This is a genomic window from Photobacterium makurazakiensis (genome assembly GCF_050336715.1).
GTDB lineage: Bacteria > Pseudomonadota > Gammaproteobacteria > Enterobacterales > Vibrionaceae > Photobacterium > Photobacterium makurazakiensis.
In genome coordinates, this window is the sequence record NZ_JAKJSJ010000011.1 from 140,173 (window position 1) to 164,768 (window position 24,596).

At 45.9% G+C, this 24,596-nt stretch carries 22 protein-coding genes; 14 read left to right on the plus strand and 8 right to left on the minus strand.

Annotated elements, in window-relative coordinates; genetic code table 11:
• The first annotated feature begins 2 nt into the window (after positions 1-2).
• From L4D09_RS04215 to L4D09_RS04235, 5 genes are all read left to right on the plus strand, one after another.
• Positions 3-320 (plus strand): PTS fructose transporter subunit IIB, encoded by a 318-nt coding sequence (locus L4D09_RS04215; RefSeq protein ID WP_428456246.1) that lies wholly within the window; start codon positions 3-5, stop codon positions 318-320.
• Positions 321-330: 10 nt separating this feature from the next.
• Complete coding sequence (gene ptsP, locus L4D09_RS04220; RefSeq protein ID WP_428456247.1) at positions 331-2,820, plus strand: phosphoenolpyruvate--protein phosphotransferase; 2,490 nt, start codon at positions 331-333, stop codon at positions 2,818-2,820.
• Positions 2,821-3,152: 332 nt separating this feature from the next.
• The gene (locus L4D09_RS04225) at positions 3,153-6,746 is read left to right on the plus strand and encodes an ImpA family metalloprotease (RefSeq protein WP_428456248.1); all 3,594 of its coding nucleotides are present in this window, start codon (positions 3,153-3,155) and stop codon (positions 6,744-6,746) included.
• 156 nt (positions 6,747-6,902) lie between these two features.
• Positions 6,903-8,084 carry an iron-containing alcohol dehydrogenase gene (locus L4D09_RS04230; protein WP_428456249.1) on the plus strand — a complete coding sequence of 394 codons (1,182 nt, stop codon included), beginning with the start codon at positions 6,903-6,905 and terminating at the stop codon, positions 8,082-8,084.
• Positions 8,085-8,326: 242 nt separating this feature from the next.
• Positions 8,327-8,578, plus strand: a complete 252-nt coding sequence (locus L4D09_RS04235; protein WP_428456250.1) for a hypothetical protein — start codon at positions 8,327-8,329, stop codon at positions 8,576-8,578.
• A 43-nt stretch (positions 8,579-8,621) separates the two neighbouring features.
• Here L4D09_RS04235 and L4D09_RS04240 read toward each other — a convergent pair whose 3' ends face one another.
• The gene (locus L4D09_RS04240) at positions 8,622-9,542 is read right to left on the minus strand and encodes a DUF808 domain-containing protein (RefSeq protein ID WP_428456251.1); all 921 of its coding nucleotides are present in this window, start codon (positions 9,540-9,542) and stop codon (positions 8,622-8,624) included.
• Positions 9,543-9,778: 236 nt separating this feature from the next.
• Between L4D09_RS04240 and L4D09_RS04245 the strand changes: the two genes are divergently transcribed.
• The 5 genes from L4D09_RS04245 (at position 9,779) to L4D09_RS04265 (ending at position 14,498) form a co-directional block, all read left to right on the plus strand.
• On the plus strand, positions 9,779-10,945 hold the full coding sequence (locus L4D09_RS04245) for a cytochrome c oxidase subunit II (protein ID WP_428456252.1): 1,167 nt from the start codon (positions 9,779-9,781) through the stop codon (positions 10,943-10,945).
• Positions 10,945-12,753: a cytochrome c oxidase subunit I gene (gene ctaD / locus L4D09_RS04250; protein WP_428456253.1), complete on the plus strand. Its 1,809-nt coding sequence runs from the start codon at positions 10,945-10,947 to the stop codon at positions 12,751-12,753. The genes L4D09_RS04245 and ctaD overlap by 1 nt, the downstream gene beginning before the upstream one ends.
• The gene (locus L4D09_RS04255) at positions 12,750-13,358 is read left to right on the plus strand and encodes a cytochrome c oxidase subunit 3 (RefSeq protein WP_428456254.1); all 609 of its coding nucleotides are present in this window, start codon (positions 12,750-12,752) and stop codon (positions 13,356-13,358) included. The genes ctaD and L4D09_RS04255 overlap by 4 nt, the downstream gene beginning before the upstream one ends.
• Positions 13,359-13,430: 72 nt before the next feature.
• Positions 13,431-14,129: a heme-copper oxidase subunit III family protein gene (locus L4D09_RS04260; RefSeq protein WP_428456255.1), complete on the plus strand. Its 699-nt coding sequence runs from the start codon at positions 13,431-13,433 to the stop codon at positions 14,127-14,129.
• A gap of 12 nt (positions 14,130-14,141) precedes the next feature.
• On the plus strand, positions 14,142-14,498 hold the full coding sequence (locus L4D09_RS04265) for a cytochrome C oxidase subunit IV family protein (protein ID WP_428456256.1): 357 nt from the start codon (positions 14,142-14,144) through the stop codon (positions 14,496-14,498).
• Positions 14,499-14,537: 39 nt separating this feature from the next.
• On the opposite strand, the gene L4D09_RS04270 is transcribed toward L4D09_RS04265, so the two are convergent.
• Together L4D09_RS04270 and L4D09_RS04275 are read right to left on the minus strand one after the other, a co-directional pair.
• Positions 14,538-15,335 (minus strand): aminoglycoside 6-adenylyltransferase, encoded by a 798-nt coding sequence (locus L4D09_RS04270; RefSeq protein WP_428456257.1) that lies wholly within the window; start codon positions 15,333-15,335, stop codon positions 14,538-14,540.
• Between the two features lie 159 nt (positions 15,336-15,494).
• Complete coding sequence (locus L4D09_RS04275; protein ID WP_428456258.1) at positions 15,495-16,052, minus strand: NAD/FAD-utilizing enzyme; 558 nt, start codon at positions 16,050-16,052, stop codon at positions 15,495-15,497.
• A gap of 172 nt (positions 16,053-16,224) precedes the next feature.
• Between L4D09_RS04275 and L4D09_RS04280 the strand changes: the two genes are divergently transcribed.
• Positions 16,225-16,401, plus strand: coding sequence for a hypothetical protein (locus L4D09_RS04280; protein WP_428456259.1), 177 nt, complete (start codon positions 16,225-16,227; stop codon positions 16,399-16,401).
• 42 nt (positions 16,402-16,443) lie between these two features.
• Here L4D09_RS04280 and L4D09_RS04285 read toward each other — a convergent pair whose 3' ends face one another.
• Complete coding sequence (locus L4D09_RS04285) at positions 16,444-17,700, minus strand: D-amino acid dehydrogenase (RefSeq protein WP_428456260.1); 1,257 nt, start codon at positions 17,698-17,700, stop codon at positions 16,444-16,446.
• A 158-nt stretch (positions 17,701-17,858) separates the two neighbouring features.
• Between L4D09_RS04285 and L4D09_RS04290 the strand changes: the two genes are divergently transcribed.
• Positions 17,859-18,761, plus strand: coding sequence for a LysR substrate-binding domain-containing protein (locus tag L4D09_RS04290; RefSeq protein WP_428456331.1), 903 nt, complete (start codon positions 17,859-17,861; stop codon positions 18,759-18,761).
• Between the two features lie 15 nt (positions 18,762-18,776).
• Here the strand turns inward: L4D09_RS04290 and L4D09_RS04295 are convergent, their stop codons facing one another.
• Together L4D09_RS04295 and L4D09_RS04300 are read right to left on the minus strand one after the other, a co-directional pair.
• The gene (locus L4D09_RS04295; RefSeq protein WP_428456261.1) at positions 18,777-19,250 is read right to left on the minus strand and encodes a GNAT family N-acetyltransferase; all 474 of its coding nucleotides are present in this window, start codon (positions 19,248-19,250) and stop codon (positions 18,777-18,779) included.
• 25 nt (positions 19,251-19,275) lie between these two features.
• A complete protein-coding gene (locus L4D09_RS04300) occupies positions 19,276-20,196 on the minus strand; it encodes a LysR substrate-binding domain-containing protein (RefSeq protein ID WP_428456262.1) in 921 nt (306 codons plus the stop codon).
• Positions 20,197-20,373: 177 nt separating this feature from the next.
• Here L4D09_RS04300 and nagE point away from each other — a divergent pair, with 177 nt between their 5' ends.
• Positions 20,374-21,828 (plus strand): N-acetylglucosamine-specific PTS transporter subunit IIBC, encoded by a 1,455-nt coding sequence (gene nagE / locus L4D09_RS04305; RefSeq protein WP_428456263.1) that lies wholly within the window; start codon positions 20,374-20,376, stop codon positions 21,826-21,828.
• Between the two features lie 132 nt (positions 21,829-21,960).
• Here nagE and L4D09_RS04310 read toward each other — a convergent pair whose 3' ends face one another.
• Complete coding sequence (locus L4D09_RS04310) at positions 21,961-22,896, minus strand: 3'(2'),5'-bisphosphate nucleotidase CysQ family protein (RefSeq protein ID WP_428456264.1); 936 nt, start codon at positions 22,894-22,896, stop codon at positions 21,961-21,963.
• Positions 22,897-22,900: 4 nt separating this feature from the next.
• Entirely contained in the window at positions 22,901-23,938 is a 1,038-nt protein-coding gene (locus L4D09_RS04315; protein ID WP_428456265.1) for a phosphotransferase, read from the minus strand.
• Positions 23,939-24,060: 122 nt separating this feature from the next.
• On the opposite strand from L4D09_RS04315, the gene L4D09_RS04320 reads away from it, so the two are divergent.
• Complete coding sequence (locus L4D09_RS04320; RefSeq protein ID WP_428456266.1) at positions 24,061-24,543, plus strand: SRPBCC family protein; 483 nt, start codon at positions 24,061-24,063, stop codon at positions 24,541-24,543.
• Positions 24,544-24,596: the final 53 nt, after the last annotated feature.

Consider the following 24,596-nt stretch of genomic DNA (forward strand, 5'->3'; position numbering starts at 1 on the left):
CAATGAGAGTGGTCGCAATAACAGCTTGTCCGACAGGTATTGCCCATACTTATATGGCCGCCGATAAGCTGACCGAAACAGCGAAAAAGCTCGGTATTACCATCAAAGTTGAAACTCAAGGTGCGATGGGTATCGAAAACCGCCTCAGCGAACAAGATGTCCAGCGAGCCGATGTAGTGGTGCTTGCCGCTGACATCAATATCGAGCATAGCCACCGCTTTAAACAACAACGATGCCTTGAAGTCACCATCCAAGATGCTCTCCAGCATCCAAGACGTATTTTCTCTCAATGTCAGCAAATGCTAGCGCATAACAAGTAAGGCCTTCACCATGAAACAAGCAGTCCAATTTCATTGCACCTTACCTAACGGTATTCACGCGCGCCCTGCGAGCCATTTAGAAAACCAATGCAACGCCTTTAAATGTCAGATCACGTTACTGAATCACCGTAATGGCAACACCGGCGATGCCAAAAGTGTACTGGCTCTCGTCGCAACAGATACACTGTTAAACGATGAGTGCACACTGTCATTTGAGGGAGAAGACAGCCAACAGGCTTACGATGCTCTTAACTTATACATCCATCAAACGTTCCCACACTGCGATGAAGCGCTGGATAGCCCCAAAGAAACAGGATCGATCACAGTACCTCAGTCTCTTTTACGCCATGAACCAACATTGGTGCATGGCAAACGACTCGCACCCGGCATTGGCTGTGGTCAGCTCCTGTCTTTCAAAGCCATCGATCTAGAGCAGTTTGCAACAGACCTATGTCACGATGAACAAACTCGCTTTGAACAGGCACACCTGCAAGTTTCAGCCAAGCTTGAGCAGGCAGTTAAGCAAGCAAGTCACCACGAAGAAGACATTATCAACGCTCATCTTTCTATCCTCAACGATACGAGCTTTTTGGGTAGTATTAAGGCGATGTTGGCTTCTCACTCGACGGCCAATGCTATTTTGGCAACAGTAGAAAATGTTTCAGCGCAATTAATGCAGTCTTCCAGCGCCTATCTTCGCGAGCGTGTGATAGACATAAAAGATGTCGCATTACAGCTATTAACAGCCGCTTATCCTCTCATTGAATGTAACAACGAATTTATACTGACCGAGCCAAGTATCGTCATTGCTAACGATTTAACCCCAAGTCAGTTCCTCGGCCTTGATAAGGAATACCTAAAAGGATTAATACTGACCCACGCAGGCAGCACGTCGCATACGGTCATTTTAGCCCGTGCCTTTAATATCCCAACATTATCAGGGATCGAAGCAAAGCAATGTGGTGAAGCACTCGAGCAGACAGTTTATCTTGATGGCGACCTTGGTATGGTTGCCTTAAAACCAAACCAAGGCGTTCAAGGTTATTTCAACCGCGCCATGAACCTGAGCCAAGCAAAAAAAGAGCAACAGCAAGCCTTTGCCAAGCTGCAGGCATCTACCATGGATGGCCACACAATAGAAGTTGCAGCCAACATCGCTTGTGCCATCGAAGCACCTGCTGCCTTTAACAATGGTGCCGAAGGCGTCGGTTTATTCCGCACCGAAATGCTGTTTATGGATCGTAATCAAGCGCCTGATGAAGAAGAGCAACTCGGTCATTACCGTGATGTACTCACCGCAGCCGATGGCAAACCTGTCATCATTCGCACCATGGATATCGGCGGGGACAAGCCCATCGATTACCTCAACCTACCCGACGAAAACAACCCGTTTTTAGGCTACCGTGCGGTACGTATTTACCCGCAGTTTATTTCACTGTTCCATACTCAATTACGGGCGATTCTACGTGCATCGGTACATGGAAAAGCAAAAATCATGATCCCGATGATCCAAAGCATCGAAGAGATTCGTTGGGTGAAAGAACAACTAGCGCTTGTTAATCAGGAGCTCACCAAAGAAGGCTTAAGCTATTCAGACACTATCGAGCTGGGCATTATGGTCGAGATCCCTTCGGTGGCCTTCATCGTTGATCAGTTCTGTAAAGAGGTCGATTTCTTCAGCATCGGCTCAAACGACATGACCCAATACCTGTTAGCGGTTGATCGCGACAATAACGGTGTTGCCCACCTCTACAACAGCTTGGCACCAGCTTTCCTGCGTATGCTAAAACAAGTTGTCACAACCGCACACCAGCATGGTCGCTGGGTGGGGCTATGTGGTGAGCTGGGTGCCGACAGCAAAGTACTACCGCTTCTTGTTGGAGCCGGACTTGATGAAATCAGCATGAGTGCGCCCAAAGTGGCCGCAACCAAAGCGTCGCTCAGTACGCTTAACTACTCATCCTGCCAAGCATTGTTCAATCAAGCTTGTGATTGCTCGACCATTAGCGACGTTGAGGCTCTACTTGCTCAAGCTAATGCCCAGCAGGCCGCGAAGCCGCTATTGGCGAAAGAATGTGTATTTAAACATGCCGAGTTTGCCAATAAAGAAGAAGCTATTCAGGCTTTGGTGGGCAATTTAGGCATACACGCCAGAACTGGCGATGCTTACAAACTAGAAGAAGACATCTGGGCACGCGAAGCGGTGTTTTCGACTGGTCTAGGGCATGGATTTGCGATTCCACATACCAAATCTGAACATATTCACCATTCCAGCATCAGCATCGCTCACCTCGATACCCCAATTGATTGGCAGTCTGACTCTGGTGACGTCGATTTCATTATCATGCTCACGCTAAATAAAGAGCATGGCGATCAGCATATGAAAATTTTCTCTGGCCTTGCACGTAAACTGATCCATCAGAGCTTTCGCGATAAACTCCGAGCAGGCCATAATGCTGACGAGATAATTGCCATTCTTGAAGAAGAACTGGCTATCTAAAACGACTAATACCCATTGAGTGGATATCTCCCCCCCTTACTGTCCACTCGCTCCCAAGCCACTTTAATTCGATCTTGTCGGATCAATTAAAGTGGCTTCTCTTTTATGCAGACATGAACCAACCTCACATATCAAACTTGTTTTATATTAATACTCAATTAGCCTTATTCGTATAAGGGATATCTTGCTTTTATATATAAATAACTTTCATGCTTATCAATAGCATAAAATACAGACTCCCTTCATGTAATTGCCTGCGTCGTATTTCAGGTTTTCATTCATTTAATGACCACTACCCACTCATTAGTTTCATTAAATAAGGGAATACAATAATGAAAATAGTCACTCTACTCACTCTCTGGGTCTGTGCTTTAAGCAGCTTTACCGCTGGCGCAGCATCCATGGCTTCGCAACAAGATCAGCTTGCAGTCCAAGGTAATCAAGCGCTCGAAAAGATTTTTACCGCAGCAGAAGCTGCAGGCATTACCGAGCTTGGTGATTGCTCTTATAGTTGCAATGGTCACCCCAGCTGGGACCCTATTGCAGGGTACTATTTTGTGGAGGTTGATGGTGTAAAAGTGTATGTACGCTATGGCGCTCCGGTGCGCTACTCTACTCCTATCTACCGTAGTGAAGGGGCACAAACTGACTTCTTCACCCAGCTTGCAGGCATCGACCCGAGTACCTTTAATTCAGGGGTTATCCGACAAGATAAATGGCCTGACTACTTCATTGATAATTCCCTTGATCCTTCTCTGGCAACTCAGGCAGAAAATACCCATACGGGATGCTTTATTGCCTATCAACCGGTTAACAGCCTATCGCCAACAGCCTCTTTCTATGCGGTGACAGACAGCTGCCCCGATCCAATGGAGGCTGCAATAGAAACAGGGAATGCACTGCTGATCCCTGATCGTGAAACGGCATTACAAAGTATTTTGGACGAAATTGAAGTCAACCGTCACCGTTATTTAGACGCAAAGGTCGCACTCTTTAACCTAGCAGAAGACGGGCAAGCTAAGCCCGATGGCAGCAGCCTAACCCAAATTACGTGGGATCCCACCCATGATGCCAGTACATTTGTCCCCACCTATGGTGTCAACGAAGCCGTTCTAATGACTAATGATGTCTTCGTCTCGGGCAAAACCGTCTATGAAAAAGCAATTGGAGTTATTGGAGAAACTGCGTCATCGAAATACATGATCCTTGGGTCTAATCCAATGCGAACATGGCAACGAGGCTTTGAAACCAACGAGCAAACTCAGCAGTTCATGGCCAACAGTATTAGCTGGCTGACAGGAAAAGCCACCTCTGATATCACAACAAACGGACTCAATGTTGTCATTGCTCAAATGGAAAATGGGTATTACTTCCCCGACGAAAGTGCGACCCGAAATTGGTTAGATAATCGCTACCCAGACACGATAGCCTACAACCCAGCACGAAGCTGTAACGGTACCGAGCTCGCAAGCTGTATTAGTACTAACACTGATTTGATCATCATCTCGCAATACTTACGTTCTGGTGAAGACGCTGAACAAATTACCGAGCAGATCGAGCTTGCCCAACAAAATGGGATACCGGTGCTCTATCTTCACCATGATGGTAACCAGACCGCATTGGGCAAAGCATTGTTCAATGCATTTGATGTCAGCTATGAGTGGGATAATTATTGGAAAAAATTGGGGCTTAATGACTTTGATATCACAGCGTCAATTGGCACGCTTCCGGTCGATGTTGCTAAGGTGCAAACCCTTATCCAACATTTTCTCGATAGCAGCTTCACTATCGACCTAAGCCAATGTAATTCAAGCTGTTCTAATTTAGATAACTTCAAGGCAGAGTTTCAAGAAGCGACCACCGTTGTTCGCAACATGACCAATAGCTTTGATAGCAACAAGGTTAATCTCTTTGAACAGCCTGATTTACGTTACCAAAAACTATTAATTTTATTAGCCGATCACTTCCGTCAAACTGTCGTGTTCCCCATGAACATGAAAACAACCGATACCACCACGTTCTTGCAATCCTATTATGCTGACCATGTCATTTATAACTATCGCCCGCTGAACCCAGCCCAGTTAGATCTTGGTAACTTCAGCCGAAGTAATTTTAGTCATATCACTCCAAGCAATCGCACGGTTGAGCTATTGAGCAAGGCCAATTTCCAATCTGCGGGTGTGTACGCACTACCGGGACAGACGTTTACGGTACGTCGCATCGACTCACAATCAGCAGCAACGACAAGCATCTTTGTCAATTCCCTGCGTTCCGGTGCCTCCAAGCCATTCTCATCAGGTGGCTATATTCGACCTAAATACCTGCAGTCGCAGCATATTAACGTATTACCCGGTGAAACCATTGAATTCACCTCCCCTTATGGTGGCCCAGTCCAGATTGGCTTTGGTGGTGATCACAAGCTTGCTGTTGAGTTTGAATTTACCAATATCGGTCGCCACCCTCACTGGCGCAGCGAAAGTGACAATGTATTCTTCGAGCAAGCATTCGCACAAGGCGACTATGATTGGGTTGAAGTTGCTACACCTTACTTCGAAGTCCATTCAACTCTCTCGAAAATGAAAACCACGTTGTCCAATACCAACTGGTCAACGCCATTTAAGCTATCACAAGCTATCAATGCCTACATTCATGATTACCCTCATGTACTCGCAGGATTTAAAGGTGATGGGGTCTCGGTGATCCCAGAAATCCACGATTTTGCCGCACAGCAGGGGTGGGACATCAGTACGCTTGATATCGTCAAACACATGAACGCCGATCAACCGACCTGTGGCTATGGCTGTTCAGGCAACCCCTATGATGCTGGTTGGTCATTTAATCCCGTCGGTCATGGTGATATCCATGAACTTGGGCATGGACTAGAAAAAGGACGTTTCCGTTTTAGTGGCTGGGAAGGACATGCCAGTACCAACCCTTATTCTTATTACTCAAAGTCACAATTTTTCAAAAATACCGGCCAAGCCCCAAGCTGCCAGAAACTTCCCTTTAAATCGATGTATGAAACATTGCAAGTCGCACAAACTCAAGATGACCCGTTTGCCTATATGCAGCAAGCAAGCCTAACAGGCTGGAATTATGGGGTTGGGATGTATGTACAAATGATGATGGCGGCACAAAACCAAGGCGAGTTAACCGATGGTTGGCACTTACTCGCGCGGTTACACATGCTCGAACGTGAGTTTAACCAAGCCAAGAAGAATGAAACTGACTGGCTACTAAAACGGGATTCATTGGGTTTTAGCCATTATAACTACGACGAAATTAAATCAATTGCGAACAACGATTGGCTTGCCGTTGCCATTTCATTCGTTACCCGCTTAGATTTTGCTGACTACCTCACGATGTGGGGCATCGAAATCACTGAGAAAGCCATGCAGCAAATTTCTCAACATGGTTATGCCGTTGTACCACGTGAGTATTACAAAGCCGACGGGAATGACTATTGCCTCGGGCTCGATAAACCCACACTGGCTATTAACGGCTCTATGCGCTGGTCTGGCATCGATCCTGGGAACAACATCGATGTCGCGTTAAATAAGCCGACAACAATTTCTAGTTACTATAACGAAAGTAAATACCCTGCCAGCCACGCTGTCGATGGCCTATCATCGACCTTTGTCCACTCACAACGCGGTAGCAATGAGTGGCTCGAAATCGACCTAGAGGCAGACTACAAGCTAAACGCTATTTTGCTGACCAACCGCACGGACTGCTGTCAGTCACGAACGCAAAACAGTGAAATTGTTTTACTCGACGCGGCACGTAACCCTGTTTGGGCATCAGGGCCACTTGGTGTGAATGACGAATGGTTCATTGATGTGCCTTCAGAGCTATCAACTCGTTATATCCGTTTCGAAGCATCAGGCGAGTATGTCAACTTTGGCAATATTTCTGCTTACGAGTAATCCTTCGGAATTGGGGCGGCTTCGGTCGCCCTGTCTTTTTTGCGAAATTCCAACACAATAAACGTGCAAGAAACACTCACAACTTTGAGCAACCTCTGATACTCAACTGGCATCTTATGGTTATAATTCAAACAATTGTTTAAAAGGAATTAAATCATGTTGCGCTACAAAACCATGGTGGGTGTAAATAAACAACTTAATAAGCTTATTGCGATTGGCTTTCCTCAATTAGAAGTGGGGGCTGACAGCATCTTAAAAGCCGGTGAGCTGATTGCCTCTACAGGGGCAAAAAAAGTCCTGATTGTCACCGATAAAGTGATCGGTTCGATGGATATGACCACGACACTGTGCAACTCATTGAAAGAAAAACAGCTAGATTTTTTTATTTTCGATGACGTAACACCCAACCCAACCATTGCTGCGGTGGCCATTGGCGCTGAGTTTTACCACCAGCACGGCTGTGATGCCATCATTGCTATCGGCGGAGGCTCTCCCATTGATTGCGCCAAAGCCATTGGTGCTAAAGTGGTCCGTAACCGTCCTGTGCGTACTCTTGCGGGTAAGCTAAAAGTGCGCAAGAAACTGCCGCCTTTCATGGCAATCCCGACCACAGCAGGCACAGGCTCAGAAGCCACTGTCGCTGCCGTTATTTCTGACCCTGCAGCTCGTCAAAAATTCGCTATCGTCGATCCAGCCCTGCTACCCGACTTTGCCATCATCGATCCAACTCTCATGGTTGGCTTGCCGCCACATATTACCGCCGCAACAGGTATGGATGCGCTGACACATGCAATTGAAGCGTATATCGGCACCTATCACAGCCCACTGACCGATGAGTTTGCGGTTAAAGCCGTTGAGAAAGTATTTAACTACTTGCCTGAAGCGTATGAAAACGGAACGAACCTAGAAGCTCGTGAGAAAATGGCGGTTGCCTCATATGAAGCAGGCTGTGCCTTTACAAGGGCGTATGTCGGTTACGTGCATGCTTTTGCCCATCAACTGGGCGGGATGTACCATATTCCTCATGGGCTAGCCAATGCCGTGTTGCTACCCAAAGTTTTGGCGTTTTTATACCCAGACTGTAAACCTCGGCTTGAAGCATTAGCTAAGGTAGTCGGCGTCAATAGTGGCCGAGAATTTGTCGAAGCGGTTGCTGACTTGAATAAGCAGCTTAATATTCCAGAAACCTTTCCGGAATTAGTTGCCGACGATATCCCGTTGATCACGCAACGAGCATTGGCAGAAGCACATGGTACCTACCCTGTTCCGGGTTATATGGTACAAGAACAAGGTGAGCAGTTGCTCAAACAGTTTTTACTGACGCCGAATAACAGCTAGCGCTGAAGCTAAGTACCGTTGATGCTGTATTTACAAATACATCATCAACACAGCCTTGTGACAAGAGCTATCAGCTTGTCACTGTTATGGCATTCTCATCAGCAATTATTACCTTACAACGCGCCCTATCAAGATTTTTATCGATTGTTCAATCACTGAGCACTCGATAAAAAACACTGTTTACATACGTGCGGAGAGCTGTATAGTTTCCGTCATAAATTTGACAGTGGCCGGATAACACTATGAGAGAGCACCCTCTTACCGCAGGTTCAATAACAGCACTTGATGATTTTATACTGACACCTGAAACAAGCGAAAATATAAGAAAAGAATTCAGTGTAAAGAAAGTGCATACCAATGACCCTTTGCTTGTCATCGATATCAGCGAAGAAGAACTTACCAATCTAACAATGAATATATTCAGTTTTGTCGCAATATTAATGATTTCATTTCTTGTTATTGAGTGTATTCGGTCATTCAACGGTACGTCTTAATGATGAGTAAAGCCCCTTCACTCATCACTAAGTCAATCGGTAATTAACTCGATTGTACAACCGCTTTTACCTTTTTAAACCCACTTACAACGACTAACACCGCGGCACCACTTGCCAAGCCCACAGCCGCATTAATTACTGCGGGTAACAACATGATGCTCCCCGGTATCATCGACATCTTAATGACAAAATGCTCGATCATAATGTGCGAGTGGGGGATGCTATGAATCACAATACCACCACCAACCAAAAACATTGCGATTGTACCTACCACGGCCAGTGTTTTCATGAGGTAGGGAGCTGATTTGATTAGGCCGTTGCCAAGTGTTCGCTTGAATGACTCGGCGATACTGTTCTTTACCAAATACAAACCCAAGTCATCAAGCTTTACAATACCAGCCACCAAGCCATAAACACCAATGGTCATCAGTAGGGCTATCACACTCACCACCAGCACTTGGGTGAGCATGGGGGCTGATTGCACCGTCCCCAGAGCAATTACGATAATTTCTGCCGACAGTATAAAATCCGTTCGGATCGCGCCTTGAATTTTCTTCCGTTCAAATTCAACGATATCTTCAGCCGCGTCCATTCTCTCCAGCACATCGGACTCTTCAAGTTTGGGGGGGTGTAAGATTTTATCAATGACCTTTTCAAATCCTTCGTAGCACAAGAATAAGCCACCAAGCAGCAACAAAGGGGTAATTAACCAAGGTGCAATAGCGCTGATTAATAAGGCGGCAGGCACCAAGATAAGCTTATTGCGAAACGAGCCTTTCGCTACCGCCCACACAACCGGAATTTCACGCTCGGCACGCACCCCCGATACTTGCTGGGCATTCAACGCTAAATCGTCACCCAATACGCCAGCAGTTTTTCGCGCTGCCACCTTGCTCATGACTGCAACATCATCGAGCACTGTGGCGATATCATCTAATAATGTTAGTAAGCTCGCTCCTGCCACAGCCCCTCCCGTTTATTCTTAAATTACTCACCTAACCTTAGTGAAAGAAAGCATTTTTGCCGACTTACAGCAGAGAAAATGTCGACCAACTCGCAGCAAATGCAATCCTCCGCTAAGCTTTTTAACTAGAGTCTGACGACCAATATCAAGTTTTACCTGTTTTATTACAGGCTTTTTGGGATCTTGTTTTAGCCATTATCACGGAAGCGACCTAACCAATAATAAGGCGCAAATCTATGGCAATTGCCATTGCCCTGATAGTGATCGTAATTGCATCCATTGCTTTCCATTTCTGGAGTCCATGGTGGCTGACGCCTGCGGCATCCAACTGGGGAGAAATCGATGACGCCTTTACCCTTACCCTTGTCATTACTGGCGCCTTCTTCATCGTGATCAACTTGATGATTGCATGGTTTGTGATACGTTATCGCCATAAAGAAGGACGAAAGTCTGTTTATCAACCGGATAATAAAAAGCTCGAAGCTTGGCTGATCGGGCTTACCACCATTGCCATTATTGGATTACTTGCGCCTGGGCTTGTTGTGTATGGTAAGTTTGTCACCGTACCTAAAGACGCCAAAGTATTTGAAGTGGTTGGCGAACAATGGAAATGGAGTTTCCGTTTTCCCGGTGACGATAATAAGCTGGGACAGTCGCACATTCGCTTTATCAGTAGCAGCAACCCCCTCGGGCTTGACCCTGATGATCCCGCCTCTAGTGACGATAAAATCATCTTAAGCCCAGAGTTACACTTGCCACTCTACACACCACTGAAGGTATTGCTTCGCTCCAAAGACGTATTGCATGATTTCAATGTACCGCAATTTCGCGCAAAAATGGACATGGTGCCCGGCACCGTCACCTACTTTTGGTTTACCCCGACCCAGCGCGGCACCTTCGATATTCTTTGTGCGGAACTGTGCGGTGTTGGCCATTTTAATATGCGCGGCAGAGTGGTGGTTGAAGATGATGCTGGCTTTGGCCGCTGGCTCGCCAAACAGCCAACCTTTGCGGAAACACAGCAGCCGCAAGCTGCTGGTACAACAGACCTAGTGGGACTTGGTAAAACCTTATCAGAAGTGAATGGTTGTATTGGCTGTCACAGCCTAGATGGTAAACCCGGAGTGGGCCCTTCTTGGTTAGGGTTGTATGGAAAAACCGAGCGAATGTCGGATGACGCCGAAGTACTCGTGGACGATGCCTACCTGAGAGTCGCTATTCTCAATGCCAATGCCGAAGTGGTAAAAGGCTATCCAGCCATCATGCCTGTTTACCAATTTAGCGAACAAGAAGTTGATGCCCTTATTGCTTACATCAAAGCGGTGTCCGCCCCTGAGCTATACCAAAAACAAGACCAAGCACCAGATAAAAAACAACAAGATCCTAGCGGGGAAAGCCAATAATGTTTGATACCAGCCCCTACGCAAAAAAAGCACCGCCCCAGTCTATTTGGACAAAATATATCTGGAGCCAAGATCATAAAGTGATTGCGATTCAATATTCACTCACTGCTATTTTTATGGGTTTAATTGCCTTAGTACTTTCGTGGATCATGCGCCTACAAATTGGTTTTCCGGGTCAGTTTGACTTTATTGATGTAAATACTTACTACCAGTCAATGACCTTACACGGCATGATCATGGTCGTTTATCTGCTTACTGCCCTATTTCTCGGGGGATTTGGTAACTACCTCATTCCGCTAATGGTTGGCGCGCGGGATATGGTTTTTCCGTTCCTGAATATGCTCAGCTTTTGGTTCTATTTACTTGCCTCACTCATTTTAATTGCCAGCTTCTTTGTTACTGGTGGCCCAACAGGGGCTGGCTGGACACTCTACCCACCTCAGGCCATTATGCCCGGTACACCGGGCACAGATTGGGGCATCGTACTGATGCTTATCTCACTGGCTGTGTTTATTGTTGCCGCGACCATGGGTGGCCTTAACTACGTCACTACCGTCTTGCAAGCTAGAACACAGGGTATGACGTTACTGCGTATGCCATTAACGGTATGGGGTATCTTCACCGCTTCTGCAATGGCATTGCTTGCCTTTCCGGCCTTATTAGTCAGCGCTATCATGATGTTGTTTGATAAGCTACTCGGCTCAAGTTTCTTTATGCCTGCGATTATCTCGATGGGACAACAGACCGATTATGGCGGAGGCAGCCCAATCCTCTTCCAGCATTTATTTTGGTTCTTCGGCCACCCTGAAGTGTATATCGTGGCGCTGCCTGCCTTTGGTATTGTCTCTGACTTGATCAGTATTCACGCACGCAAAAACATTTTTGGCTACAAGATGATGGTGTGGGCAATTATAGGGATTGGTGCATTGAGTTTTATCGTGTGGGCACACCACATGTACGTCAGTGGTATGAACCCGTACTTTGGCTTTTTCTTTGCCACTACCACCTTAGTCATCGCCGTCCCTACCGCGATCAAAGTTTACAACTGGCTATTTACCCTTTGGCGTGGCGATATTCACCTCAGCCTGCCGATGCTTTTCGCTATCGCCTTTATGAGCAGTTTTATCATCGGCGGGCTAACCGGTTTATTCCTCGGTAATGTGATTGTTGATATTCCGCTTTCTGACACCTACTTCGTGGTTGCCCATTTCCATATGGTAATGGGGGTCTCACCGATATTGGTGATCTTCGGTGGGATCTACCACTGGTATCCAAAAATCACAGGGCGAATGCTTAATCAAACCATGGGACACATTCATTTTTGGATCACCTTCCTCGGTACGTATGCGATTTACTTTCCAATGCACTACCTTGGTATTTTGGGTATGCCAAGGCGTTACTATGACTACGAGGGCTACAGTTTTATTCCCGAATCAGCCCAAGCACTGAATGCGTTTATTACCATTGCAGCACTGATTGTTGGCGCAGCCCAACTGCTGTTTATCTTCAATTTATTCTGGAGTTGGAAAAAAGGGCAAATCACTGATGGTAACCCGTGGAAAGCCACATCATTGGAATGGCAAACGCCAGATACTCCGCCAAAACACGGTAATTGGGGAGAAGAAGTCCCTGTGGTATACCGCTGGGCGTATGACTATAGTGTGCCGGGACATGACCAAGACTTTATCCCACAAAACATACCGCCCACCAGCGAACAGCATGAGGTTAACGGTGATGCATCAGATACTTCACCGACACAAGGTGCAGGGCCTGAGTCGTCAGTAAAAGCCAATAAGGAGCGGTCATGAAGCAGGTAGAAAAAACGCCCACAATGGCGACACTCACTCCAGACCCGCATTCACGCTATATGCCTGCGTCATCTTATGCTCCTGCATCAACCGCAGTCTGGATTATGCTGGCGGTGATCAGTATGTTCTTTTTCCTGTTTACGGTGGCTTACCGTATTCGTATGGCTTTGCCTGACTGGCAACCACTGAACGAGCCGTGGCAGCTTAGCATCAGTACAGCCATGCTAGTCATGAGCTGTATCACCATGCATTTATGCTACCGGAAGTCAGCGTTACTCCCTTCACTAACAGCGAGCCGAGCCTTATTGCGGTTAACGTTATTCTTCACTCTGGCTTTCATTACTGCTCAGCTCTGGGCTTGGGATCACCTCTATGATTTAAATAAAGGTATCGGTAGCAACCCTGCGAACAGCTTCTTTTACCTATTAACAGGATTACATGGCTTACATGTCATCGGTGGACTAACGGCGTTAGGCTGGGCGGTATTTCATGCCATGCGAGGCCACCCTAACACGCTATATCCAGCCCTTCGATTATGTAGCCGATATTGGCACTTCCTACTGTTTGTGTGGCTGTTTTTACTCGGGCTATTGCGGTTTACATAAATCGCATTTACATAAACAGCAATAACCCGTTACAGAAGCAACCTTAACAGGATTACCTAAAAGGTAAGGCTTATGGCACATTCATCAACACAATCGACAAGTAACACCTCAACTCAGCCACAACAAACTGGCTGGCCTTCTGTGGTGAATGACTACGCAGGTGATCAAGCTGTATTCACCGTTTCATCCAACAAGGCCATGATGTGGCTGTTTTTACTTAGTGATATTTTTGTCTTCGGCTGTTTTTTGGTTGGTTATATGTCAGTACGTATGACGACCACAGCCCCTTGGCCACTACCCACCGAAGTGTTTGCTCTCACCATCGCCGGGCAATCTATCCCACTGGTGTTAATCGCTATTATGACATTTATTCTGATCACCAGTAGCGGCACCATGGCAATGGCCGTTAACTTTGGTTATCAGCGCCGTAAAGGCCTCACCGCTTTTTTTATCATTCTAACGGCTTTATTCGGTTTGAGCTTTGTCGGTATGCAGGCATTCGAGTGGAGCAAACTTATCGAAGAAGGCTTTCGACCATGGGGTAACGAGGCAGGTGCCGCGCAATTTGGTGCCAGCTTCTTCATGATCACGGGTTTCCATGGCTTGCATGTCAGCATTGGCGTGTTGTACCTGCTGATCATTGCTTGGAAAGTATTGCGGGGCACCTATGACCGCAGCGGCAATTATGAAAACGTTGAAATCGCCGGACTCTATTGGCACTTCGTCGATTTGGTTTGGGTGTTTATCTTCGCGTTTTTCTATCTTTGGTAGGAGGGTATACACATGGCCTACTCTACAGCGTCGACCACAACAAAATCAGCGCAAACACAACAACACCCTATTAGCTTATACCTCAAAGTTTGGTTGCTGCTGTTCGTGCTCAGCTCATTGTCATACATGGTGGATTATTTTCATTTAGAAGGGCTGCTAAGGTGGAGCTTGATTCTCATATTCATGGCCTTGAAAGCTGGCCTTATTGCTAATATTTTCATGCACATGCGTTGGGAGCGACTGGCATTGATCTATACGATTTTTTTACCACCGCTCGCCTTATTGGTGCTAGTTGCGCTAATGGCAAGTGAAGCCGATTACATCTTCCAACTCAGGGAGGTTTTCTTCAGTCAAGAAAGCCATCAATAACAGCACAGCGCCAGCCGATACTGGCGCTATCCAGCTAAATCAGCCCAACGCTTTTTGCAGGTAAGCCATAGATAGCCTCTCTGCGGAATGGTTATGCTTAACGCTTTCAACGTTTGCACGTAATTCTCGGTATATTTCTACGCAGTTATGCATCGCCTGACCCAACGATTGTGCGTTATTAGTCGCGATGGTCTTTTCAAGTTGGCGGGAAAAATCTGGAATAACATGTTCGATTTTTCGCACCCCTGCAGGCGTTTCACCAGCCTGCACCAATGCCATAGGTGAAAGCGCATTTTGGCGTAGGAACGAAATAAACTCTAAGGTTTCAAAGTATTCGCCACGTGCAATTTTCGTTGCTGCGTAATGCACCCAAATCCAAAACCTGTCTTCAATCCACTGTGGGTTTGGCTGTGGGTAGCTCGACGCTGATTGGTCAAGAACATCGGATAAACAAGTACCTCGCTGCCATATTACGATTGGGTCATCGACACGCTGCGCAGCATCCGGTAACGCCACAAACTTGTAATCGACATGAACAATATCTTCCCCATCGTACAACGCTATCACCAAGCGGGGCTCACCAACATGCTCACCTGTGAAATGTGCAACCATGCCTTCAACTTGATTAACGATGAGACTTCTTGATGCCATGACATCGTCAAATGCTATTGGATCAACAGCGATGACTAAATCTAAGTCACTGTATTCATCCATGGTATTTGAAGCAAAGGAACCAGCAGCAGCCACACCAACAAAGCGCTTGTCGGCGGACAACATAGCTATAATTTTGTCTAATAATTCACGGTGCACACAAGGCAGCGAAGTCGGATATTTCATATTTTACCTATAACAGTTGGGTGAGAATTGCGAGTGCAATTAATGCGGTAAAATCAACGCAGCATTACAGAATATAACCAGAGCTTGAAAATTTCAATACTTAAAAAGCCCTTATGATTACAGTAAGGGCTTTAGTCTGGAGCGCATTTTCAATAGGCTTTAAGGCAAGGTATGCATGGTTCTCTCCCAACGGTTTTGGAAGGAAACCAGCCAGCGAGGGGGCGATTTTCCTGTTCCCGCAGGTTTAAGTTTGTCATGTGCCAGAGTGACATTGGCGAGTGTCAGCTCCTGCTCTGGCTCAACATCAACCATTAAGACATGACGTCCCGACTTGAGCACATGTTTAAAGCGGCGAAATTGATAATGCAATTCCTGAAAGCCGAATAACCCCCCTTCCCAGGTAATAAAACCTAGCATCACAATCGACAACATCACGAAGGGCAACCAACCAACAGTCTCTGTTACTCCTGAAGCATAAGCAAAAAACAACACTACTGCGGCAGTAACACAACCGATTACGGCACCAATTTCAGTAGAATGGATAACATCATTACGCATGAACGATTTCACCGGATGAAGGTGATGATGGCTAGCAACCTCGGCATCCTTGTCAGAGAGCACATGGATCTGTGGAGCGGCAATACCACTTAGCTCCAGCTCATATTCCACCAGCTCTAGGTCATCTAAGTCATCGCTAATGTAAAAGACCCGTACCATGACGGCCTCCTGACACTTCGATTACTGTATTTCAATTTTACTACACGCAGGAAAATCCACCGTAGAATAACGAAAAAGCATAACCATAAACTCACACAGTACTGACAGTTTAATCAATAAAAGTCTTAGACTGTGCGTCCACGTATATTCAGTACCCACTACAGGCTAAAAAATGAAAAAGTATCCTTTGCTTGCAGCCCTTTTAACAACGCTTTTTCTTAGCGGCTGCCAACTAACTCATATTGAAGGTGAGGTAGATGGTGTGAATATTAAAGCCAGCACCAAAGAGACAAATAACGGAAACGGTAATTTTTGCCCTCCGGGTCAAGCGAAAAAAGGCAACTGCTAATCCACTACAGGGCTCGAAAAGGTTAACTTATTATTCGCTATATCAACTTGCATAACGGTAAACATCGAGTCCGCTTGGATCGATATCCGTCGTTTTATTGCTCATAATATCAGCCAGTAACCTTGCCGAGCCGCAAGCCATGGTCCAGCCTAGTGTGCCATGGCCCGTATTTGTATACAGATTAGTGAATGATGTCTTTCCCACGACCGGTGTTCCATCCGGTGTCATTGGCCGCAACCCAGTCCAATATTCAGCCTGACTAAGATCACCACCATCTGGGAACAGATCGCGGATCACCATCGCAATTGTCGCTTTGCGCTTTTTAGCCAAACTTAAATCAAACCCCGCTAACTCAGCGGTACCAGCCACTCTGATCCTGTCGTTAAAACGCGTCATTGCTACTTTATAAGTTTCATCCATCACGGTAGACACTGGCGCAGCATTGCTATCAGAAATTGGCATGGTTAGCGAGTAGCCTTTAACCGGGTATACGGGTAACTGAATACCAACCTGCGCGAGTAGCTGGGTTGAGTAACTGCCCGTCGCGACAACATAGGCATCGGCCTTTAACTCACCTCGAGATGTCTGCACCGATATCAACTTATTCCCTTGGCGGTTAAGCCGTTCAATGGAAGTATCGAATAGGAACTTCACACCTGCCTGTTTGGCAAGTTGAGTCAATTGCTGGCAGAACAAGTAACAATCACCTGTTTCGTCATCAGGCAGCTGTAAGCCACCCACCAACTTGTCTTGAACCCTTGCGAGTGCGGGTTCGGCTGCGATACAACCAGCTACATCAAGCTCCTGGTAGCGCGTACCGCTTATTGACAAAACGTTGATATCTTTCGCTACCGCATCAAGCTGTGCCTGCGTACGGAACACTTGTAGTGTCCCCTTTTGCCGGCCGTCATAATTCAATGTATGCCGCAGGCGTAAATCATATAAGCACTCACGGCTATAATTGGCGATCCGCAGCATTCTTTCTTTGTTAGTTTGGTATTGTGACTGAGTGCAGTTAGCCAGCATTTTACTGGCCCAAAGATACAGTTCTGGCGAGACCGATGGCTTTATTTTTAACGGCGCATGCTTTTGCATTAACCATTTCATGGCTTTCAGCGGGATACCCGGTGCCGCCCAAGGCGAAGAATAGCCATAAGAAATTTGCCCTGCATTAGCGAAACTGGTTTCTTCACCACTTCTCGGCTGACGATCGATCACTGTGACATCATGGCCGGCCTGCTTGAGATACCATGCCGATGTCAGGCCTATCACTCCGCTTCCCAGTACAATCACTTCCATTTGCATTCTCCAGCGCTCGCACTTGGCGCCCTTTGTTATTGTGAGTTGTTATACAGAGCAGAATGCGGCATTTACATTTCCCTAACAATCGATAAGAATTAATACCTGTGTTTAGTTTAACTAAACACTCACCACATTTGGTTCATCAAAAAGGAAGACTGATGAAAAGCAGTACACTGGCAGGTCTGGCAACCTTCGAAGTCGTCGCGAGGTTTGGTAGCCTCACCCAAGCCGCCAAGCAGCTTCACCTAACAACGGGTGCGTTAAGCCAGCAGATAAAACAGCTTGAGCAACGGCTACAGTTGTCTTTATTTGAACGCCACTCTCGTGGACTGACCCTAACGGATAATGGCTCTGCGCTGTATCAGGTCGTTAGCCAAAGTATTGAAAATATCGAAGCGGTGTTGCTTAGCCTGCAACAGCCAGCCGACAATAAGGAGATCCGTCTTAAGCTAACGCCCTCTTTTGCTTATAAGTGGCTGGTGCCTAAATTGCACGACTTTTACCGCCAGCACCCAGACATCAAGGTACTGACTTTTGCCGACGGGGCGCTAGTCGATCATCATGATGCCAGTTTCGATTTAGTTATCGATTATTGCCGCCATAGCCAAGCAGGAAATACACAGTTGCTGATTGAAGAAACACTGCTTCCGGTCATGAGTCCTTCGTATTTACCAACGTTAGATTGRCATAACGTTGACGACTGGCAACAAGTGACGTTACTGCATGATGCCCTGCCATGGCGCGAGGCAGATAAAAATTCAGAGTGGCAGTATTGGTTTTCAGCGATGGCAGATGCGTTGAAAGGGCAGATCACCGTCGATACGCTTCAGCAGCAAGGACATTATTTTAATCGCACCGATATGGCGATGGCAGCGGCTGAAGCTGGGCTAGGGGTTGCGATGGCGCGCAGTGCGTTGATACAAGAAGATATCCGTAATGGCAGGCTAGTTTCACCGTTCTCGCCGATTTCGGCCAATGCAGGTTATTACCTGTTTCAAAAGCGGTCTACACCTTCAATTAACCGCTTTTGTCGATGGCTAACCGAGCAGTCTAACTAACCATCCAAGCTTGGCTCAGTGAGCTTGTTCTGTCGAAAAACACTGGCGGGTAACATCTCCCCAGTAATCATCCTGATAAATATCTTCAACGAAATTATCTTGGGTATACGCACCAATAGCACGACGCCAAAAGGCAATCGCATGTACGGCGCCCTCGATCTGTTTACTTTCCCACTCGCCAGGCATCATTGAAAAAAGTTGATGGGCAAACTGCTGACCCATCCGGTTTTTACGAAATACTGGCACGACATAAAAATCACAGACTTCATAGTGCTCTGGCGCGGTTTCAGCAATGGCTGCGAGGCCTGCTGGTGCATCATCAATATAAAGTAAAAAACCTTTAACATTGCCGCCTATCTGAGTATCCATGGCAAAAATGCCATTATCATCAGGTTGCTTCTTGGTATAAACCGAAAACTCGGCCTCATACGGCTGGCTTAAATTAAGATAAACCTGCAAATTACTGTCAACCACCTCAATGATTTTCATTGGTTTCCCCTCGTTAACCTTTTCACTAGAAGTTATGGATATTATCTAAATTATATCGACGCTCTTGCTCTATTTCGCTTTCAAGCCAGCGGGAAAAGGCCTGAAACTTCGGCCGGTGCTGCCCTCCCTCAGAGCAAACCAGATCGTAACCAAGTCCGGTATTAATGGGTTTAAAGGGTGCGACAAGTTCTCCGCTACTTAAAAACGGAAGCACAAAACGCAAGCGCCCCATAGCAACCCCCATTGATTGACGTGCAGCTGCAATTTCAAGTTCATATTGATTAAAAGTGTACTTGCGCTGGGTACAATTTAACTCGACGCCGCTATGAGCTAACCACTGCTGCCAAATAAGTGAGAGTTCACCATGGATAAAATTCACATCCCTTAATGCTTCAACAGAGCCATCAAGTAAACCAAATTTCTTCGCGTATTCAGGTGAGCATGTCGGCAACCTTCGTTCATCAAAAAGTCGATAACTATAACTGTTCACATAGTTTCCTCGACTATAAAAGATAGCAGCATCGAGCGGCTCGTTATTAAACTCTCCCCGATAGCCTTTCACTTCAATGCGGATATTCAAGTTCGGATATAACAGTTGAAAGCGGTCAAGTTTAGGCATCAGCCAACTGGCGGCAAAAGATGGTGACGTGCCAATATATAATTCGCCCGTTAGTTCATTACTACGAATATCATCTAATTCATTAAAGATGTTATCGAATGACTGATTCAGGGTCATTAATAACCGTTCGCCTTCCGGCGTTAATTCCATGCGGCGAGTCAATCGTACAAACAGCGGAAATCCGAGCTGCTTCTCTAAATTCTTGATCCTATGGCTCACCGCTCCCTGTGTAAGGTGCAGCTCAACGGCGGCCTTGGTAAAACTTAAATGCCGAGCGACCACACTGAAAGAGTGCATATTTGCCAATAGCTGCTGTTTTCGTTCCATCTTTCTTACGCATTAAAAATTTTAATAGATTGTACGTAATATTTCGTTTGTCTGCCTTTCTTTTTTTGAATTAAATACCCCCATCACGATTAACTTCAAACCAGTTTAAATCGACACACTGGACACCAAGTTACGCCTTGAAAAGTTTCTAATCATTGCAAAATAACAAGGATAAACATGAACATACTGGGTTATTTACAAAAGGTCGGCAAGGCGCTCATGGTGCCTGTTGCTACCCTACCAGCGGCGGCCATTCTGATGGGGATCGGCTACTGGATGGATCCTGTTGGCTGGGGTTCTGAAAGTGTTGTTGCAGCCTTACTCATTAAATCAGGTGCTGCCATAATTGATAATATGGCGATTTTATTTGCCATTGGTGTTGCCTTTGGCCTGAGTAAAGATAAAAGTGGTGCAGCCGCTCTTTCTGGTTTTGTCTGCTTTACGGTTCTCACCACATTATTATCGCCTGCTGTTGTCGCCCAGCTTCAAGGTGTTACATTAGAAAATGTACCAGACGCTTTCGGTAAAATATCAAATCAGTTTATCGGTATTTTAGTGGGTATTGTCTCGGCAGAAATCTACAACCGCTTCCATACTGTTGAACTGCCAAAAGCTTTAGCCTTCTTCAGTGGTAAGCGTTTAGTACCTATCCTGACATCCATTGCTGGCATTTTACTTGCGACAGTGCTGCTTTACGTTTGGCCAGTCATTTATGACGCCCTCATTGCCTTTGGTACTCAACTTGAATCAATGGGCGCTATCGGTGCAGGACTATTCGGTTTCTTCAACCGCTTAACCCTAACGATTGGCATGCACCATGCGCTTTATCCTGTATTCTGGTTTGATGTGGTTGGTATTAACGATATCCCGAACTTCCTTGGCGGCGCACAGTCTATCGAAAATGGCACTGCGATTATCGGTCAGACTGGTATGTACCAAGCAGGTTTCTTCCCAATCATGATGTTTGGTTTACCAGGTGCAGCACTCGCTATCTACCGCTGTGCAGACAAGAAGAACAAAGATAAAGTCTTTTCTATCATGCTGGCAGCAGCAATGGCATCGTTCTTCACTGGTATTACTGAACCGCTTGAATTCAGCTTCATGTTTGTGGCACCGGTACTGTACTTAATCCACGCCGTGCTAACAGGTATTTCAATGTACATTGCTGCGAGCATGCAATGGATGGCGGGCTTTGGTTTCTCTGCTGGCTTCGTTGACTTAGTGCTATCAAGCCAGAACCCACTTGCAACCAAATGGTACATGCTGATCCCTCAAGGCTTGGTCTTCTTCACGCTTTACTACACACTTTTCACCGTCACTATCAAGAAATTCAACTTGATGACTCCAGGACGCGGTGAAGATAATAGTGCTGATAATGCAGATGAAAACATGGGTGAGCTAGCTAACGCCTACATTAAAGCGATTGGCGGCAAAGAGAATATCCTTGAAGTCGACAACTGTATTACACGCCTACGTTTAACGGTAAAAGACTCATCAATTGCTGATAAAGATGCCATGAAAGCGCTTGGGGCGGCTGGTGTCGTACAGCTTGGCTCTGGTGGTCTGCAAGTTATTATCGGGCTGGGTAAAGTCGATAAAGTTGCAGCCGAAATGAAAAACATCCTTAGCTAAGACACTCTTAGCCTAACGATCCCCCGAGAGCGAAATGCTCAAGTAACGCATAGCGACCTACTGAAAGCATGATCAGAACCCATTATGGTCATGCTGACAGTTTCCCCCCGCTAAGCATTACGTGTTTCGCTCTCACCCTCCACCAGCTAATGAACAACATAGTGGCAATATATTTTGTATATCCGAAGTGTTATACACCACGCCACGGTGGTTCATGAAATTTGAATCGATACGGTTCAAGTCTAAGGCCTGACCGTAAATATCGCTCACACTCATGTCTTCTGCAGCAGTTGCTATGGCCGCCGTAGCGGAAAAATCCCACAAACTACCACCACCTTTACTGGCTTTGGGTAACTTCAGATAACAAGCTGGACGCTGTTCCATTACCCCAATCGCATTCATCACTGCACCAAATTGGCTTTGTACTTTTAGCTCGGCATAGCCTTTATCACGAGCAAGTTGTGTAAGCTTATCTTTCAAATCAATATATCGAGGATCAGATAAAAAACTGCGGTCAACAAACAAGGTGAACACGCCCCTGTTCGCTGGTAAACGCCAAGGCTGACCATTCTTCAATAATTGTGAGGCTTGCTGATAATGAACAGCTTGGTATAAATCATTGTTAATAGGGTTGAGCACGACACCCAATATAGACTTACCCGAACGAGCAACTAAAGCAATCGACACTGCATACCCTGATGTACCCTCAATAAATGGCAATGTGCCATCTAACGGATCGATGCACCAGAAGTAATCACACTGGTGGCGAGGATGTTGCTCCGCATACTCCTCACTAGCATTTTCTTCCGACAATACCGCGAAGCCATAACGCTCTGTCATCGGTTTTAATGCTTCAAGGATCAAAGCTTGGCTATCAAGATCAACTTGGGTAACAACCTGTGAGCTTAAGCTTGCACCTGCACTTTTTGTATCAACATGCAGTAAGCGCCGATCAAATTGACGAATATAATTGCCAGCCTGTCGAGCTGCATCTGTAGCGACGTCAAGAAGCTCATCAATTTGTTGTTCTGAAAACACCACCTTTAACGCCGCAAATTCAAATGCCATTGAGCTATCTCTCTTTTTTCTCTAGTTGTTCAAGCGCACGCTGGGTCAGCGATTCTGTATACGGGTTGATCTTCCAGTGTTCTGGGCTCCACCCTTTTACAAATCGTTGGAAATCAGCCCAAGCGACACAATAGAGCGGACGCCAAACATGCTCGACATCGTCTCTATCAATATTAGGGTGGTACTTAACCAATACCTGTTTGAGTTGAGTAAAATAATGATCAAGGTAGTTTTCAATCACTGACTCCGACTCATTAAAACTCAGTACGCTACTTAGCAACAAGATCACATCTTTCATACCGCAGCCTCTGCCAACGTATTGAAAATCGACGGCTGCGGCAGAGCAATGATCAGGGGTAAAACAAAAGTTTGCCAATTTAGCATCACCATGCACCAAAGTTTGGTACTTACATTGGTTCAAAGTGGTATCTATCGCCTTGGCTGCTGACTTCAGCGCGTGATCCTGTAACGCATTGAGTTCATCTGGCCGTGTGGCTAAATGCCAATACGTACCGGTAGCCCACAACCCGTTAGGCTCTGTATTCATATGCTGACCATGAAAGTAGCCTAGCCATGACAAGCAAGCAAATACAGCGGTTTGATTGGCTTGCTTAAGTACCTGTGTATAGCCACATGTCGACAAATCTTCCAGAATTAATAGGATTTCATTATCGTGATGCTCAACAAAAAGGCACTCCGGTACAGGGCATAATTGATCACAACTATTGGCATAATCACGATACCAATTTACTTCTGCATGATAAGAATCCAATTTACGCTGGTGGGAAAGCGATGTATTCCAGCCTCGAGGGTGAAATTTTGGTTGCGGTAACTTTATATGTTTTACGATAACAGATGTATATTGGCAGCCGGTAAGGTAGGCTCGAAACAACTCACCATAACCTCCCCACAAGGGTTGAATTATGTCGGTACTCGCAATGCGTTGTGCTGCTACCGCTGATGCCACTTTATCTAATACAACCGTAGGAATCGTCATCATTTTCTCAATATCAATTCGATAGCGATATTGTGCCAGAAGCATGGGAGAGATTCGAATGTCCTATTATCAACCTCCATGCAAGAAGCGCTATTCATTTTTACTGACTAGTGAATTTTCAATATCAGTATTAATATTTGAATATTAAGTACGATAAGGTAATCACGATGGCGAGCACAAAGGGTATCAATTGGCCAAACTACTACCACCCTAAAAATGCGCAAATACATGTCATTAATGAGGCAAACATTCCTGCCAATGTGGATGCTATTTGGGCTTGCCTTATTCATGCGCCTTACTGGCCAACGTGGAGCAACTGTAAAACGTCAGTTCAGGTGCTTAATGGTGACGGTATTGAATTAACCAAAGGTTCTATTTTCCGATGGAAAACCACAAGAATGAATTTTGACTGTACCGTCGTGGAATATATTCCATATGAAAGAATTGCATGGCGTGGAAAGTGTGGCGATGTTGATATGTATCATGCGTGGCTGCTAGAACCCGCATCCAGTGGCGTTAATATCATTACTGAAACCACACAGCGCGGCGGCCTAACTTGGCTGACTAAATACTTCACCCCGAGAAGTATCACAAAACACCATCAAAAATGGCTCAAGGGGCTATATCAAAGAGCCATGTCAAAGAGCTAAAACATGTCTGCATATATAGTGCCGAGCCATCGACAAAATTTGGCTAGATACAA